This window comes from Brevibacterium sp. p3-SID960 (genome assembly GCF_025144725.1).
Taxonomy (GTDB): Bacteria; Actinomycetota; Actinomycetes; order Actinomycetales; family Brevibacteriaceae; genus Brevibacterium.
The window spans coordinates 37,179-52,640 of record NZ_JALXKS010000017.1 but is presented as its reverse complement, the minus strand read 5'-3'; the positions used below and the strand labels follow the sequence as shown (position 1 = coordinate 52,640).

The 15,462-nt window shown below is 68.6% G+C and carries 13 protein-coding genes and 1 tRNA gene; 3 read left to right on the top strand and 11 right to left on the bottom strand.

The features are described 5' to 3' along the window. Positions 1 to 23 precede the first annotated feature (23 nt). The 6 genes from M3B11_RS07000 to M3B11_RS06975 form a co-directional block, all read right to left on the bottom strand. A complete protein-coding gene (locus tag M3B11_RS07000; RefSeq protein ID WP_102160583.1) occupies positions 24 to 500 on the bottom strand; it encodes a bifunctional nuclease family protein in 477 nt (158 codons plus the stop codon). A gap of 5 nt (positions 501 to 505) precedes the next feature. Beyond that, positions 506 to 1,432 carry an FHA domain-containing protein gene (locus M3B11_RS13390; RefSeq protein WP_396121545.1) on the bottom strand — a complete coding sequence of 309 codons (927 nt, stop codon included), beginning with the start codon at positions 1,430 to 1,432 and terminating at the stop codon, positions 506 to 508. Further along, complete coding sequence (gcvH, locus tag M3B11_RS06990; RefSeq protein ID WP_259876044.1) at positions 1,432 to 1,836, bottom strand: glycine cleavage system protein GcvH; 405 nt, start codon at positions 1,834 to 1,836, stop codon at positions 1,432 to 1,434. The genes M3B11_RS13390 and gcvH overlap by 1 nt, the downstream gene beginning before the upstream one ends. A gap of 108 nt (positions 1,837 to 1,944) precedes the next feature. Beyond that, positions 1,945 to 2,838 carry a DUF881 domain-containing protein gene (locus tag M3B11_RS06985; RefSeq protein ID WP_259876029.1) on the bottom strand — a complete coding sequence of 298 codons (894 nt, stop codon included), beginning with the start codon at positions 2,836 to 2,838 and terminating at the stop codon, positions 1,945 to 1,947. 3 nt (positions 2,839 to 2,841) lie between these two features. Then, positions 2,842 to 3,174: a small basic family protein gene (locus M3B11_RS06980; RefSeq protein ID WP_259876028.1), complete on the bottom strand. Its 333-nt coding sequence runs from the start codon at positions 3,172 to 3,174 to the stop codon at positions 2,842 to 2,844. Beyond that, entirely contained in the window at positions 3,171 to 4,076 is a 906-nt protein-coding gene (locus M3B11_RS06975; RefSeq protein ID WP_259876026.1) for a DUF881 domain-containing protein, read from the bottom strand. Before M3B11_RS06975 ends, M3B11_RS06980 begins: the two co-directional genes overlap by 4 nt. Before the next feature lie 237 nt (positions 4,077 to 4,313). On the opposite strand from M3B11_RS06975, the gene M3B11_RS06970 reads away from it, so the two are divergent. Further along, positions 4,314 to 4,390 (top strand) — tRNA-Pro (locus M3B11_RS06970). 82 nt (positions 4,391 to 4,472) lie between these two features. On the opposite strand, the gene M3B11_RS06965 is transcribed toward M3B11_RS06970, so the two are convergent. Beyond that, positions 4,473 to 4,976 (bottom strand): DedA family protein, encoded by a 504-nt coding sequence (locus M3B11_RS06965; RefSeq protein WP_259876020.1) that lies wholly within the window; start codon positions 4,974 to 4,976, stop codon positions 4,473 to 4,475. A gap of 157 nt (positions 4,977 to 5,133) precedes the next feature. Here M3B11_RS06965 and M3B11_RS06960 point away from each other — a divergent pair, with 157 nt between their 5' ends. Both M3B11_RS06960 and M3B11_RS06955 read left to right on the top strand, forming a co-directional pair. Further along, positions 5,134 to 9,132 carry a Pls/PosA family non-ribosomal peptide synthetase gene (locus tag M3B11_RS06960; protein ID WP_259876061.1) on the top strand — a complete coding sequence of 1,333 codons (3,999 nt, stop codon included), beginning with the start codon at positions 5,134 to 5,136 and terminating at the stop codon, positions 9,130 to 9,132. After that, positions 9,129 to 10,436: a M1 family metallopeptidase gene (locus M3B11_RS06955; protein WP_259876019.1), complete on the top strand. Its 1,308-nt coding sequence runs from the start codon at positions 9,129 to 9,131 to the stop codon at positions 10,434 to 10,436. The genes M3B11_RS06960 and M3B11_RS06955 overlap by 4 nt, the downstream gene beginning before the upstream one ends. A gap of 34 nt (positions 10,437 to 10,470) precedes the next feature. Here the strand turns inward: M3B11_RS06955 and M3B11_RS06950 are convergent, their stop codons facing one another. The 4 genes from M3B11_RS06950 to M3B11_RS06935 form a co-directional block, all read right to left on the bottom strand. Then, entirely contained in the window at positions 10,471 to 10,983 is a 513-nt protein-coding gene (locus M3B11_RS06950; protein ID WP_259876018.1) for a GNAT family N-acetyltransferase, read from the bottom strand. A 58-nt stretch (positions 10,984 to 11,041) separates the two neighbouring features. Beyond that, positions 11,042 to 12,436, bottom strand: a complete 1,395-nt coding sequence (locus tag M3B11_RS06945) for an MATE family efflux transporter (protein WP_259876017.1) — start codon at positions 12,434 to 12,436, stop codon at positions 11,042 to 11,044. A 55-nt stretch (positions 12,437 to 12,491) separates the two neighbouring features. Then, on the bottom strand, positions 12,492 to 14,165 hold the full coding sequence (locus tag M3B11_RS06940) for a class I adenylate-forming enzyme family protein (RefSeq protein WP_259876016.1): 1,674 nt from the start codon (positions 14,163 to 14,165) through the stop codon (positions 12,492 to 12,494). An 81-nt stretch (positions 14,166 to 14,246) separates the two neighbouring features. Then, positions 14,247 to 15,446, bottom strand: coding sequence for an acetyl-CoA C-acyltransferase (locus tag M3B11_RS06935; RefSeq protein ID WP_259876015.1), 1,200 nt, complete (start codon positions 15,444 to 15,446; stop codon positions 14,247 to 14,249). Positions 15,447 to 15,462 lie beyond the last annotated feature (16 nt).

The following is a 15,462-nucleotide window of genomic DNA, read 5'->3' as shown; positions in this document are numbered from 1 at the left end:
TGCGAACGGCGGGGTGGGAAAGCTCAGCTTTCGCCTTCGAAGTCCTCCGGTGAGACATGGTCGAGGAAGTCGCGGAACTGTGCGACCTCCTCTTCGTCTGCCTCCGGAGCTTCGATGCCGTTCTCCTGAATGAGCTGCTCATCGGCCAGCACCGGGCATTCGGCGATGAGCGCAAGTGCGACGGCGTCGGACGGGCGAGCGGAGATCGTCTTGCCGTCCGAGGTGTGCAGTTCGGCGAGGAAGGTGTGGTTCTCCTTGCCGGTGATGACCACTTCAGTCAGTTCGGCCCCGTAGGATTCGAGGATGTCGAGCATGAGGTGGTGGCTCAGCGGCCGCGGCGGTGTCAGACCGCGCTGGGCGATGCCGATGGCGTTGGCTTCGGCCGTGCCGATCCAGATCGGCAGATAGCGCGGCAGATACAGGGCCTTGAGCAGCAGAATCGGCTGGTTGGCGGGCAACTCGATGCGCACCCCGACGACTTCGACGCTGACGTAGGCCATTTCGCTCAGCTGCTGAGCGGACGCTGCTGGAAGATCATCCGGAACTTCCCGATCTGCACGTCCGCGCCGTTCTGCAGCTCGATCGAATCGATGAGCTGACGGCCCACGTAGGTGCCGTTGAGCGAACCGGTGTCGCGCAGGGTGAATCCGCTCGGGGTGCGGACGAACTCAGCGTGCTTGCGCGAGACGGTTACGTCATCGAGGAAGATGTCGGCATTCGGGCTGCGTCCTACGGTGACCACGTCGGTGTCGAGCAGGATCTGCGCTCCGGCGTCGGGGCCGGAGACGACGACGAGGAGCGCATCGGTCTCCTGCAGGTGGTTGAGGTCGGAGACCGGATGGATCTCACCGGTACGCGGGTCGAGGATGCTCGGCACCTGCTGGTCGTGGCCGCCGACAGGCTGGTTGCCGTAGGCATTCGGAGACGCCTGTGTGCCGGCTTCGGGCTGGCTTCCCTGCGGCTGCGAGCCGTACTGAGGCTCTGAACTGTACTGGGGCTGTGCACCGGAGTCGTACTGCTGGGGGTAGCCCTGCTGCGGCTGGGAACCATAGGCCGGCTGTCCGCCCTGCTGCTGCGGTTCGTAGGACTGCTGGCCATATTGTTGCTGCGGTTCGTAGGGCTGCGAGCCGTATTGCTGCTGGGGCTGCGAGTCGGCATCGTACTCCGGCTGTCCACCATAGGGCGGCTGCGAGCCGTACTGCGGCTGAGCGGCAGGGCCGCTGCCGTACTGCTGGGCGTTGTAGCCCTGCCGCTGCGGTGCTGCGGCAGCAATCTGCTCACCGGCAGCGTGGGAACCGCCTTGGTTCTGGCTCGGGTCGGTCGGGGTCTCACCGGTCTGATACGGGAAAGCACGCGGTTCGCGGGCGGAGTCATCGCCGCCGTACCACGGAGTCTGTCCCGCCTCATCCTGCGGGTAGTTCTGCTGGGACATCAGGCTCCCTCGCTTTCCACTGCGGCGGCGTACGCGTCTGCATCCATGAGCGTATCAAGCTCAGAGACATCGCTGAGCTCAACGTCGAAGAGCCACCCGTCACCATAGGGATCGGAGTTGATCACTTCCGGGGCGTCTTCGAGGGACTCATTGACCGCGATGACCTCACCGCTGACCGGGGCGACGATGTCGGAGACACTCTTGGTGCTCTCGACCTCGCCGCAGTTCTCATTGGCCGTGACGCTGTCACCCACGTCGGGGAGATCGACGAACACGACGTCGCCGAGCTGATCCTGCGCAAAGTCGGAGATGCCCACTCGCACGACAGATCCCTCACGAGTTTCGGTGACCCACTCGTGGTCACGCGAATACCGCAGTGAGGCTGGGAAGGTCAGGTCGGGCATGTTGTCTCCTGCTCATTGTGGTGATGCACCCAGCATAACTGGTCAACAGAATGACGATAACACTAGAGCAACATCACAGAAACCGTGCACGCGAAAACGCAGGCGAGGTCATCCGCTGCCCAGCTGCGGGACGGTGCTGTCGATGTCGAGGCTCGTCTCCTGGTTGATGGTCATCGCGCCGCCGCGCTTCTCGACCGTGTCGTAGATGCCGCCGGGGATGCGCAGGGCGGTGTCCATCGTGTCCGGCTGCCCGATCGCCAGGATCCGGATCGGTAGGTCCACCGGTTCGCCGTCGATCTCCAGGCCGCCGGTCGGGGTGTCAGTGAAGTAGGTGGACACGACCACGCGGTGCCCGCTGATCTCGATCGCCTCCGCCCCAGCATCGCGCAGCTCCTGGACCAGCGTGACGAGATTGGAGGCGCTGAGCTGACCGGGCTGGGCAGTGATCGTCACGTCTATGCCGGGCCCGGTCACCGGGACCGTGCCGGTGATGATCTGCATCGACCGAGCCCGCTCCTCGGCCTGCTTCTGCGCAGCCTCCTGCTGGTTGGTCGAGGATCGCAGCTCGTCTTCATCGCGGCGCAGCGAGGCGGATTCCTGCTCCAGGCGCTGGTTGCGGGAATCGACGTCGCCGAGGATGCGGATGAGCTCAGGTTCGGACAGCTGCGAGAATCCGGCGTCCTCGGTCTGCTGCAGCTGGGCGACGAAAGCGAAGCCCAGCAGCGCACACAGCACGCCGGCCAGCAGCTGGGAGCGATTGGCCCGGAACTTCAGCGCGCTTGCGAGCCGCCCGACGACGTCGCGCCGGGTGCCAGCGTCCTCAGGCTCGGGGTTGGGCCCGGGCAGACGGGGGGCGGAAGGCGCATCCTGCTCGCCGTCGGCCTCGGGACTGGAATCCGGCAGCGGCGTGCCCTGCTCACGGGCCAGCGCCTGACGCCGGGTCAGCGGCCGGTCCTCTGGGTGCGGCTGCTGGGCGCTCATGTCTTCGTCTCGATCAGCCATCTGTTACGCCTTGAACAGCTGCCGGCGGATTGCGGCGGCGTTGGTGAAGATGCGGATGCCGAGGACGACGACGACGCCGGTCGAGAGCTGCGAGCCGACGCCGAGCTTGTCGCCGAGGAAGACGATGAGCGCGGCGACGAGCGAGTTTGAGAAGAACGAGATGACGAAGACGCGGTCGTCGAAGTTGCCCGAGAGCACGGCGCGCAGGCCGCCTGCGAGCGCGTCGAGGGCTGCGACCACGGCGATCGGCAGGTACGGCTGGATGACGGCGGGCACTTCGGGATTGAGCACGATCCCCAAGACGATGCCGATGATGAGCCCGATGATCGCGATCACAGTGTCTCCTCAGAGTCTGCTGGTTGTTCGCCCTTCGGCTGAGCGTACCGGGGTTGTGAGAGCTCGGCTGCCGGGATCGTCACCTCAGCGGAGGTCGAGGCGGAGTAGCCGATCCCGTAGTCCTTGCTGATGGTGGCCAGGTAGCTGGCCGCCTGGGTCTGGTCGAGGCGGTCGATGAGGTCGTCTGGGCCGACGGCGACGACCTCATACGGTGGGCGCAGCGGGTCGTAGTTGACGAGGATCGCCCCGCCTGCGCTGCGCACCGCCGAGGTGGTGGTGATCCGGTGGTCGTTGACGGCCACGGCGTAGGCGCCTGAGGCGAACATCGCATTGATGACGGCCTGGATGTCCTCATCGTGGACCTTGTTGGCTTCCGGCGGGGCCTCCCGCGGGTCATTGTCAAGCGCGCTGGTGTCCTGGTCGATGAGCGTCAGCGTCACGCCGGGTCCGGTGACCGGGGTCAGCGCGGCCTTCTCAGCCAGCACCTCCAGCTCGCTGCTGCGGTCTTCGCCGAGGACTGACGTCTGCGCTTCGCTGAGCCGGGCGGCACGCTGCTCATTGGAGGCGGCGAGGTTCTCGTTCTCCTGCGAGCGCTGTTCGATCTGCTCGATGAGGTAGTCCGCTGTCGTGCGCTCTCCCCCGCTGCCGCGGGTCAGCTGGACCACGGCGATCGAGCCGGTGAGCCCGAGGAACACGGCGACGATGCCGGCGATGAGCTTGGTGCTCGGCCGCTTGGGTGCCCCGGACTTGGCTGCCAGCTCGTAGTCCGGCTCTGGCGTTCGCAGCCACAGCGATTCGAGCAGCGAGGACGAGTACGACTCGCGCAGCGCGCCGCTGCCGCGGGATGTCACCCGTCGTTCGGCGAACCTGCGAGCGCGCCGCAGGCGCTTGGTCTCGGGCATCCGGCGGCCTCCTCTCGTTGATCGCACCCGGGTGAGCGTGAGACTGCGTGCAGCGCGTCGCGCCCATCAGCGGGGCCGAATGCGCAGCAGTATACTGAGACCGATCATCTCATGACCGTCGGCGCCGATGGCGCGGCTGTGAGGTGTGCCGCAGTCGTGCGGGAGTTTTTGCTCCAGCCGAAGCGCCGATATACAGTTAGACGAGCCGATTCGCAGGATCGTCTGCATGGTCGGCATCGGGCTATGGCGCAGCTTGGTAGCGCGCTGCACTGGGGGTGCAGAGGTCGTGGGTTCGAATCCCGCTAGCCCGACCAGCGATGAGGGCCCCGGTCACCGACCGGGGCCCTTGTGCATCAGCAGGGATCCTGGGCCGAGGCTGGGGTCAGTCCCGCGGGTTCAGGCTCCGGGGTCCGGGTCTTCGGGGCCCGGGTCAGCCTCGGCGCGGCGCAGCCCGAAAGTCAGCCCGACGATCACGGCGACGAAGACGGCGCTGATCCCGAGCGTGACGGCCGGGCTCTCCCGATAGGCGGTGACGATCGCACTGAGGCCGACGAGCCCGACAGTCGAGTAGATGAGCGCCCACACAGCTCCGCCCAGACCGAGCGCCGGCAGGTAGCGGCGCAGGCTCATGCCGATCGACCCGGCGGCCAGGTTGACGACGGTCTGCACGCCGATGAGCAGGAAGCTCACCGCCACCGCGGCCGCCCCGTAGCGGCGCAGCAGCTGCTCGGCATGCTGATAGCGGGCAGACTGCATGATCCGCTCGACCCGCTGGATGCGGCTGACACCCCGGCGGGCGAGCCTGCCGAGCAGATAGGTTCCGCCGGCGCGGACGATGATGACGGCGTACATGATGAGCCACACGACGAAGAGCGGCAGCGGCCAGTCGGCAGGATTCACCGCTCCATCGTAGACCCTCACTTCGGTTCGCCTCACCTGGGAGTCCGGCCGAGCGGTGTGAGCCTGCCTGCCCCGCGCCCCGGCCCGGTGCTCCCGCAGCGCCGCCCGGCCACGGGCTAAGATTCACTCGAAGCCTGTCTGAGCCCGGAGGAACCACATCATCGTGCATGCACCGCAGTTCCCGGGAGCGCATCGCGCAGCCCCGGAACGCACGCTCATCGACATCCTCATCGACGTCGCATCCCAGCACCCCGAAGCACCGGCGCTTGACGACGGGGTGCGCTCGATCAGCTACACCCAGCTGCTGGAGGCGATGCGCGACTTCGGCCATCAGCTTCACGACGCCGGTGTCGGCCCCGGCGACACGGTCGGTGTCCGTGTGCCCTCCGGCACCCCCGACCTCTACATTGCGATCCTCTCGACCCTCATGATCGGCGCAGCCTACGTCCCCGTTGACGTCGACGATCCCGATGAGCGGGCCGCCACCGTGTTCTCCGAAGCCTCGGTCACCGCGATCGTCACCGCCGGGCTGCAGATCGAGTCGCGCCGCGATCCTGCGGCCGAGGCGGTGCCTGCCCTGCGTGCCCCGCAGCCGGATGATGACTGCTGGGTGATCTTCACCTCCGGTTCGACCGGCAAGCCCAAGGGCGTGGCCGTCACCCACCGCTCAGCTGCCGCCTTCGTCGACGCCGAAGCCCGGGTCTTCTGCCAGGACGAGCCGATCGGCCCCGGCGACCGGGTGCTCGCCGGGCTCTCAGTGGCCTTCGACGCCAGCTGCGAGGAGATGTGGCTGGCGTGGGCGCACGGGGCCTGCCTGGTGCCCGCCCCGCGCGCACTCGTGAAGTCGGGCATGGACCTGGGCCCCTGGCTGGCAGGCCGGCGCATCAGCATCGTCTCGACCGTGCCGACCCTGGCCGCGCTGTGGCCGGCGGAGACGCTTGAGAGTGTGCGGCTGCTGATCTTCGGCGGTGAGGCCTGTCCGCCGGAGCTTGCCCAGCGTCTCTCCGACGGCACCCGCGAGGTGTGGAACACCTACGGCCCGACCGAAGCGACCGTCGTCGCCTGCGCCGCCCCGCTCGGCGGGCCCGGCCCGGTGCGCATCGGCTTGCCGCTCGACGGCTGGGATCTGGCCATCGTCGACGCTGAGGGGATCCCCGTCGCAGACGGCGAGACCGGCGAGCTCATCATCGGCGGCGTCGGCCTGGCCCGCTACCTCGACCCGGCCAAGGATGCCGAGAAGTACGCGCCGATGCCTACGCTCGGCTGGCAGCGCGCCTACCGCTCCGGCGACCTCGTCGTCAACGACCCCGCCGGGCTGCTGTTCGTCGGCCGCGCCGATGAGCAGATCAAGCTCGGCGGCCGGCGCATCGAACTCGGGGAGATCGACGCCGCCCTGCAGGCGCTGCCCGGCGTCTCCGGTGCCGCCGCCGCGGTCAAATCCACCCCCGCCGGCACCGAGCTGCTCATCGGCTACCTCGCCCCAGCCGACACCGCGGCGCCGGCGCCCCTTGCCGACTGGGAAGCCCAGCTGCGCGAGGTGCTGCCACCGGCGCTGGTGCCCCGCCTGGCGGTCGTCGACACGCTGCCGACGAAGACCTCCGGCAAGGTCGACCGCAATGCCCTGCCGTGGCCGCTTGCCGACCTCGTCGACGACACCTCCGGTGAGGCGGTGCCCGAGGAGGCCGACTGGATCGCCGAGCAGTGGCAGGCGGTCCTCGGCGGCCGCCCGAGCATGGACACCGACTTCTTCACCGCCGGCGGCGGCTCCCTGGCCGCCGCCCAGCTCGTCTCCCGGTTGCGCGCCCGGCACACCACCATCACCGTCGGCGACGTCTACTCCCATCCGCGCTTCGGGGCGCTGGCCGAACTGTGCCTCGGCGACGAGGGCACCGGCAGCGCGGTGCCCGGCCAGCATCGCACCGTCACCCGCACCCGCCGGTCGATGCAGTTGCTGCAGACGCTGCTCGGCACGCTCGTGACGATCCTGGCCGGGATGCGCTGGGTCGTCCTCCTCATGGCCGCAGCCAACCTCGCCGCCTGGCAGGGCGCACCGCTCATCACCACCCCGTGGTGGCTCGTCATCGTGCTGTGGGCGGGGTTCGTCTCCGGCTGGGGCAAGATGCTCGTCTCCGCGCTCAGCGCCCGCGCCCTCATGGCAGGAGTCAGGCCGGGAGTGTACCCGCGCTCAGGCAGCGTGCACCTGCGACTGTGGCTCGCCGAGCACATCCAGGACCTCGCCGGCGCGGTGTCCGTCGCCAACGCACCCTGGGTGACGTGGTACGCCCGGCTGCTGGGCAACCGGATCGGCCCGGACGTCGACATGCACACCATCCCGCCGGTCACCGGACTGCTGACGATCGACCGCGGTGCCGCCGTCGAACCCGAGGTCGACCTCAAGGGCTGGTGGGTCGACGGCGACCTGCTGCGCATCGGCACGATCGACATCGGCCGCGACGCCACCGTCGGCGCCCGCTCGACCCTCATGCCCGGCACCCGGATCGGTGCCGACGCCCGCGTCGAGCCCGGCTCCGCGGTCACCGGCCGGGTGCGCAAGAACCAGGTGTTCTCCGGCTCGCCTGCCGTGCGGATCGGCAAGAAGCGCCGCACCTGGCCCGATCCGCCGACCCGCCGGGCCCGCACCCCGTTCCTGTTCTACGCGCTCGGCTCCCAGTTCCATGCCCTCATCCCGTATCTCGCGCTCATCCCGGGCGTGGCGCTCATGCTCGCGCTCACCGGGCCCGAGGTGTTCGCCCAGCCGCTGACGCTGCTGGCCTGGGCGCCGGTGCAGGCGCTGCTGTGGTTCGTCTCCACCGCCGCACTCGTCGTCATCGCAGTGCGCACGCTGGCCCTCGGGATGCGTGAGGGGCTGTTCCCGGTGCGTTCGATGATGGGCTTCCGGCTGTGGGCCACTGAGCGGATCCTCGACATGGCCCGGGAGCTGCTGTTCCCGCTCTACGCCAGCCTCATCACTCCGGTGTGGCTGCGGATCCTCGGCGCGAAGGTCGGGCGCGATGTCGAGATCTCCACCGTGCTGCTGGTGCCGTCGATGACGCAGATCGCCTCCGGGGCGTTCCTCGCCGATGACACGATGGTCGCCTCTTATGAGCTCGGCCACGGCTGGATGCGCATCGGCCGGGCGAAGGTCGGCAAACGCGCCTTCCTCGGCAACTCCGGCATCGCCGCCGCCGGCCGCCGGGTGCCGAAGAACGCCCTCGTCGCCGTGCTCTCAGCAGCACCCGCCAAGGCGAAGAAGGGCAGCTCGTGGATCGGGTCGCCGCCGGTGGAGCTGCGCCGCAGCGAAGTCGATGCCGATGAGTCGCTGACCTACAATCCGCCGGCTCGGCTCAAGTTCGCCCGCGGCTGCTGGGAGGCGCTGCGCGGCCTGTCGGTCATCACCGCGGGCCTGCTCATCACCGGGCTGCTCATCACCCTCTACGGGCTGCTGTCGGCTGGTGCGCAGCTGGCCCAGGCGACCGGCACCTCGGCGGCGGTGCTGGCACCGTTGACGCTGGTCATCGGCTCCGGTGTCGTCATGATGGCCGCTGGCGCGGTCGCCGCCGGCACTGCGGTCATCGCCAAGTGGGTCCTTGTCGGCAGGACACAGCCGAGTGAGCATCCGCTGTGGTCGAGCTTCATCTGGCGCAATGAGGTCGCCGACTGCTTCGTCGAACTCGTCGCCGCCCCGTGGTTCGCGCGCACTGCCGTCGGCACCCCGGCACTCGTGTGGTTCCTCCGCGCTCTCGGCGCGAAGATCGGCCACGGCGTGTGGTGCGAGACCTACTGGCTGCCCGAAGCCGACCTCGTGACCCTGGCCGACAATTCGACCGTCAACCGCGGCTGTGTCGTCCAGACGCACCTGTTCCACGACCGGGTGATGGCACTCGACACCGTCACCCTCGACCCAGGCGCTACACTCGGGCCCAACAGCGTCATCCTGCCCGCGGCCACGATCGGCCAGGCCGCCACCGTCGGGCCAACCTCGCTGGTCATGCGCGGTGAGTTCGTGCCCCCGCACGCCTACTTCTCCGGCAACCCCGTCGTCCCCTGGATCGACGCCCCGCCGCTGCCGGAGACCCCGCACCGGCCCGCACCGGCCGGCACAGAACGCACCACCTGCCCAGCTGAGACCCCGACCGATTCCGAGGACGCCCGTTGACCGCTGTCGACTCCTACACACCTGACTCCGGCACCACCATGCTGCGTGTCGAGCACTACGACCTCACGCTCGATTACCGCATCGCCCCCAACCGGCTCGCCGGCCACGCCCGGCTGCGGGTGCGGCTGCTGGAGGACAGCAGCGCCTTCGAACTCGACCTCGCCGGCCTGCAGGTGTCCAAGGCGATCGTCGACGGCACCCGGGCACGGTGGCGGCAGCGCGGCCGCAAACTCATCGTCCTCCCCCGCCGGACCTATCAGCGCGGTACTGTGAGCACCGTCGAGATCTCCTACGCCGGCAATCCGCAGCCGGCGATGGGCATGTGGGGAGATGTCGGCTGGGAGGAGCTGACCGACGGGGTGCTCGTCGCCGGCCAGCCCAACGGTGCGGCCACCTGGTTTCCGTGCAACGACCATCCCTCGAACAAAGCCGACTTCCGCATCTCGGTGCTCGTCGAGTCGCCGTATGCCGTCATCTCCAACGGCCGGCTCGTGAGCACCTCCCGCAAGGCCGGGCGCACCCGGTGGGTGTGGGAGTCCCAGGCGCCGCTGGCCCCGTACCTGGCGACCGTGCAGATCGGGCAGTACGAGACGACCGAGCTGGCACCGGCCCAGCGGCCGGGCCCGGTGCCGATGAGCATCGCCTGCTCACGCGGACTGCGGGAGCGCGCCCAGCGGGCTCTGGGCAAGCAGCACGACATGATGCGCATCTTCACCGACTGGTTCGGCCCGTACCCCTTCGAGCACTACGGCGTCGTCATCACCGATGACGTCCTCGAGATCCCGCTGGAGTCCCAGCCGCTGTCGATCCTGGGCCCGAACCACCTGGCCGCGACCTGGGAGGCCGAACGGCTCGTCGCCCACGAGATGGCCCACCAGTGGTTCGGCAATTCACTCACTCTCACCCACTGGTCGGACATCTGGCTCAATGAGGGCTTCGCCTGCTACGCCGAATGGCTGTGGGCCCAGGCCGCCGGACGCGGCCGCACCGATGAGCTCGCCCAGATCCACTGGGACCTGCTCGACAGCCAGCGCCAGGATCTGGTGCTGGCCGATCCCGGCCCAGCCGACATGTTCGATGACCGGATCTACAAGCGCGGGGCGCTGACGCTGCACGCCCTCAGGCTTCACGTAGGCGAGGAGTGGTTCCGGCGGCTGCTGCGCGGCTGGACGCAGCGCCACCGGTACGGCTACGTCACGACCGCCGACTTCCTCGACCTGGCAGCAGAGGTCACCGGCTCCTCAGTCGCGCCGATCGTCGACCCGTGGCTGTACGAGGAGAAGCTGCCGCAGCTGCCGAGGTGACCTGCCCCGCCGCGTTCTCGGCAAAGCGGCGGCCTCAGAGCACCTTGAGCATGACATCGCTGTCGCCTGAGCGGCCGATGTCTGAGAATCCGAGCTGCGTGTAGAGGTGCTTGGACATGTTGCCGTCGGACACCGACAGACTCAGCGCCGGGTGACCGGACACAGCAGCGAGTCGGCACAGCGTGTGCAGCAGCTGGCGGCCGGCCCCCTTGCCCTGGGCGTCGGGCGCCACGGCGATGGACACCTCGGGAATGTCATCGGCCACCCACCCGTAGCCGGGCGGATCGCTCAGCAGCCGACACCAGGCAGCGCCGACCGGCTGGTGATCCTCATCCCAGGCGATGACGGCGATGTCGCCGTCGCGGCCCCAGCCGTCGACGTAGGCAGCGAGCTGGTCGTCGGCTTCGATGACCGAGGCGTCGAGCTCCGGTGAGCTGTGCGACCAGTTGATGCACTGCAGCAGGAAGGGCAGCAGCAGCGCGCGTGCGCGCTCAGGCGTGTAGTCTGCAGGCAGCGGTGTGATGTGCATGAGTGTCCTCTCCGTCATCGGCCTCCACCAGCGTAATGGTCGCAGCCGCGGTTTCTGCGCAGATCCCGTCTGGCGGTCAGGAGCGCTCGGCGACTGCCTCGGCGCGGCGGATCCAGCCGTCGTTGCGCACCCGGAAGCCCAGGCCGATCGCGCGCAGGGCGACGAAGCCGATCCCGAAGCAGGCCCACAGCACCGTCACCGTCGGCCATTGGGCGTAGATGAGCGCGAGGATGCCGCAGTAGCCGAGGAAGGCGGCCAGCTGCGCAAAGGCGAGGTAGCGGGCGTCCTCGGCGCCCATGAGCACGCCGTCGAGAGTGAAGACGTATCCGGCGAGCGGCATGCCGATCGCCAGGACGATGACGAGCGGGGTCAGCAGGCTGCGCACATCCGCATCGGAGGTGAAGACGAAGCCGATGAGCGGTGAGACGGCGGCCAGAACGATGCCGACGAGGACACCGAAGCCGATACCCCACTGGACGAGCCGCCGGTTGATCGCTGAGACCTGTTCGCGGTTGCGGTAGCCCAGCTGCAGGCCGATCATCGCCTGTCCGGCGATGGCGAGCGCGTCGAGGACGAGGGCGAGGGAGTTGAACAGCGTCTGGATGATCTGGATGGCCGCCAGCTGGACGGTTCCCAAGCCGGTGGCGAGCACGATGAGGACGATCATCGCTGCCCGCAGCGACATATTGCGCATGAGCAGCCAGCCGGAGGTCCGGGCCGAGGCGAGCACGCCGGACCAGTCCGGCCGGATGGGTGCGTGGTGGCGGCGGGCGGCGCGCACAGCGATGACGAGGTAGATCGAGCACATGCCCACATGCGCCATGACCGAGCCCAGCGCAGAACCGGCCACGCCCATGCCGAGGCCGTAGATGAACACGGCATTGAGGACGATGTTGGCCAGGAACCCGCCGACGGCCACGTACAGCGGGGTTTTGGTGTCCTGCAGACCGCGCAGCAGCCCGGTGGCGGCAATGACGATGAGCATGAACGGCAGTCCCCACCAGGAGATCGCAAGATAGGCGTGAGCGCCGGCTGCCACCGCGGGCGTGGGGTTGAACCAGCTGATCGGCACCTGAAGCAGCGGCAGTCCTGCTGCCAGCAGGAGCACCGAGGTCAGCAGCGCCAGCCAGATGCCATCGAAGCCGGCGCCGATCGCGGCCGGGGTGTTGCCTTCACCGAGCTTGCGGGCGACCCGCGGGGTGGTGGCATAGGCGAGGAAGATCATGAGGCCGAGCACCGTCTGGATGATCGTTGAGGCGATCGCAAGCGCACCCAGCGAGGCCGGTCCCAGGTGTCCGACCATCGCGGTGTCGGCGAGCAGGAACACCGGTTCGGCGGCCAGCGCGCCGAGTGCCGGCAGCGCGAGGGCGAGGATCTCCCTGTCGAGGAAGCGGTTGCGGCTGGCGATCGGTCGGGCCTTTCGACGGACGGTGGGGGGCGAACGTGCCGAGAGGCGGACGCCGTGTGGCATCCGCCTCTCGATCATAGTCCCGCAGCAGCTTGCGGGAGCGGGTCGGGCGTGTGACTCAGCTCGCCTCGCCGGAGACCTGCTCGGCTCCGATGCGGCGCATCTCGCGGCGCAGGATCTTGCCCGAGGCAGTCTTGGGCAGCGCTTCGATGAAGTTGACGTGGCGCGGGGCCTTGTAGGCGGCCAGGTGCTCACGGCAGTAGGCGACGAGCTCGTCCTCGGTGGCCTCAGCGCCGGGCTGCAGGCTGACAAAGGCGGTGACCGTTTCGCCGCGGTACTCATCGGGTACGCCGACGACGGCGGCTTCGAGCACGGCAGGGTGGGTGTAGAGGACGTCTTCGACCTCGCGCGGCCAGACTTTGAAGCCGGCGGCGTTGATCATGTCCTTCTTGCGGTCGACGATGAACACCCAGCCGTCTTCGTCCATGAAACCGACATCGCCGGTTCTGAGCTCCCCGCCGGGGATCTCCGAGGCCGAGGCGCTTGGGTTGTTGATGTACTCGCTGACGACCATCGGGCCGCGCACGCAGATCTCACCGACCTCACGGGGGCCGAGTTCGTTGCCGTCGTCGTCGAGGATGCGCACGACGGTGTCGGGCACCGGCAGCCCGCAGGACAGGTTGCCGCTGTCGGGGTCGACCGGGGCGCGCATGCCCGGCGGGACGACGATGCACTGCGCGGTCGTCTCAGTCAGCCCGTAGCCCTGGCCGATGTAGTGGCCGGTGCGCTCTTCGAACTTCCGCACGATCGCATCGGGCAGCGGAGCACCGCCGGACATGAGTGATTTGAAGGAGTCGAAGGCGTCGGTCTCGAAGGTCGGGTGCGCCAGCAGCGCCATGTAAGCCGTGGCCGGGCCGGCCATGTACTGCGGCTTCTCGCGGCGGAAGATCTCCAGGGTGCTGGCCGGTTCGAACCGGTAGTTCATCGCCAGGGCCGCGCCGATGGCGACGGAGGCGATGAACTGGCAGACGAAGCCGGTGATGTGGAAGACCGGGGCGAGGGTGAAGATGACGTCGTTCTCGTCAAGCCCCTGGTGCATGCCCAGGGACAGGGAGTTGACGCTCACGCCGCGATGGGTGACCGCTGCGCCCTTCGACCGGCCGGAGGTACCGGAGGTGTAGCCGATGATCGCGGTGTCGTCTGGGCTGAGCTCAGGGGCGGGCACCGCACGGCCCTCGTTGGCTTTGACGACGTCGAGGAGCTCTTCGCAGCCGGTGTCGTAGTGGTCGGCGAAGATCCCGAAGATGCGTTCGTCGTTGGTCGTCTGGAAGTCGGTGTCCTGGCAGGTGAGCACCCATTCGAGGTCCTGGCTGTAGGTCTTGACCCGGTCGAGGTGGGCGGCGGCGGAGACGACGAGGCCGCGGATGCCGGAATCGGCGAAGATATGGCTGAGCTCGTCGCGGTACATCGGGTTGAGCGGCACCGGGATCGCGCCGACCTTCCACGCCCCGAACACAGCGATGTGGTAGTGCGGAGTGTTCTGCAGGTACACGCCGATCCGGTCGCCCTTGCCGATGCCCTTGTCGGTCAGCCAGGCGGCGTAGGCGTCGGTCTGGCGGGCGATGTCGGCCCACGTGGGCTCGTATCCGAAGTAGGCGATGGCGCGGCGATCGGGGAACTTCTCGACCGTCTCGCGCAGCAGCGCATCGCCGGTGGTGTGCGGGACGGGCTCATGGAGCTGGGACAGGTGGCTGTAGGTCTTGAGCCAGGGACGGGTCTCCGAAATGCTCATCGTCTCTCCTCGGATCGTGATGTTCGGAATTCGGGTGTGCCCGGCGGTCAACGGTGACCGCCGGGCGCGGGCCGGCTGATGTCAGCAGACCTCGAAGAGGCCGGCGGCGCCCATGCCGCCGCCGATGCACATGGTGACGACGACGAGCTTCGCGCCGCGTCGCTTGCCCTCGATGAGGGCGTGGCCGGTGAGCCGGGCGCCGGTCATGCCGTAGGGGTGGCCGACGGAGATGCCGCCGCCGTCGACGTTATAGCGCTCCGGGTCGATGCCGAGCCGGTCGCGGCAGTACAGTGCCTGCACGGCGAAGGCCTCATTGAGCTCCCACAGATCGATGTCGTCGACGCTCAGTCCGTGCTGATCGAGCAGCTTCGGCACGGCGAAGACCGGGCCGATTCCCATCTCATCCGGTTCGCAGCCGGCCACGGCCATGCCGCGGTAGACGCCCAGCGGCTCGAGCCCACGGCGGGAGGCCTCGTCATCGGACATGAGAACCGCGGCCGAGGCGCCGTCGGAGAGCTGGGAGGCGTTGCCGGCGGTGATAGACGGGTGGGCGGAGGCGACACCGGGTTCGAGCACCGGGTTGAGGCCGGCGAGTCCGTCCAGGGTGGTCTGCGGGCGGTTGCCCTCGTCCTTGGTCAGGGTGACGGTCTTCTCGGAGATCTCCTTGGTCTCCCTGTCCTGGATCAGCTGCACGGACTCCAGCGGCACGATCTCCGCATCGAGGCGGCCGCCATCCTGGGCGGCGGCGGTGCGCATCTGGGATTCGTACGCGTAGGCGTCCTGGTCCTCGCGGGAGACCTCGTAGCGTTCGGCGACGACCTCGGCGGTGTGGAGCATCGGCAGGTACAGGCCTGGGATGTTCTCGACCAGCCACGGGTCCTTGGCGCGGAAGGTGTTCATCTTGTCGTTCTGGACGAGTGAGACCGATTCGACACCGCCGCCGACGGCGATCTTCATGCCGTCGTGGGTGATCTGCTTGGCCGCGGTGGCGATCGCCATCAGGCCGGAGGAGCACTGCCGGTCGATCGTCATGCCGGAGACGGTGACGGGCAGGCCGGCGCGCAAGGCGGCCTGGCGGGCGATGTTGCCGCTCTGGGAGCCCTGCTGGAGGGCGGCGCCGAGGATGACGTCGTCGACTTCAGCACCCTCGATGCCGGCGCGCTCGACGGCGTGGCGGATGGCGTGGCCGGCGAGTTCCTGCGGCTGGGTGTTGTTGAAGGCGCCGCGATAGGCCCTGCCGATCGGCGTGCGGGCGGTGGAGACGATGACTGCGTCTGTCATGGGTGTCCTTTCTGGA

Bases quoted from the DNA above. Each gene is read 5' to 3' on its own strand.
- M3B11_RS07000 (WP_102160583.1), bottom strand. From the start codon at position 500: ATGGCCTACGTCAGCGTCGAAGTCGTCGGGGTGCGCATCGAGTTGCCC.
- M3B11_RS13390 (WP_396121545.1), bottom strand. From the start codon at position 1,432: ATGTCCCAGCAGAACTACCCGCAGGATGAGGCGGGACAGACTCCGTGG.
- M3B11_RS06985 (WP_259876029.1), bottom strand. From the start codon at position 2,838: ATGGCTGATCGAGACGAAGACATGAGCGCCCAGCAGCCGCACCCAGAG.
- M3B11_RS06940 (WP_259876016.1), bottom strand. From the start codon at position 14,165: ATGAGCATTTCGGAGACCCGTCCCTGGCTCAAGACCTACAGCCACCTG.
- M3B11_RS06935 (WP_259876015.1), bottom strand. From the start codon at position 15,446: ATGACAGACGCAGTCATCGTCTCCACCGCCCGCACGCCGATCGGCAGG.
- gcvH (WP_259876044.1), bottom strand. From the start codon at position 1,836: ATGCCCGACCTGACCTTCCCAGCCTCACTGCGGTATTCGCGTGACCAC.
- M3B11_RS06945 (WP_259876017.1), bottom strand. From the start codon at position 12,436: ATGCCACACGGCGTCCGCCTCTCGGCACGTTCGCCCCCCACCGTCCGT.
- M3B11_RS06950 (WP_259876018.1), bottom strand. From the start codon at position 10,983: ATGACGGAGAGGACACTCATGCACATCACACCGCTGCCTGCAGACTAC.
- M3B11_RS06975 (WP_259876026.1), bottom strand. From the start codon at position 4,076: ATGCCCGAGACCAAGCGCCTGCGGCGCGCTCGCAGGTTCGCCGAACGA.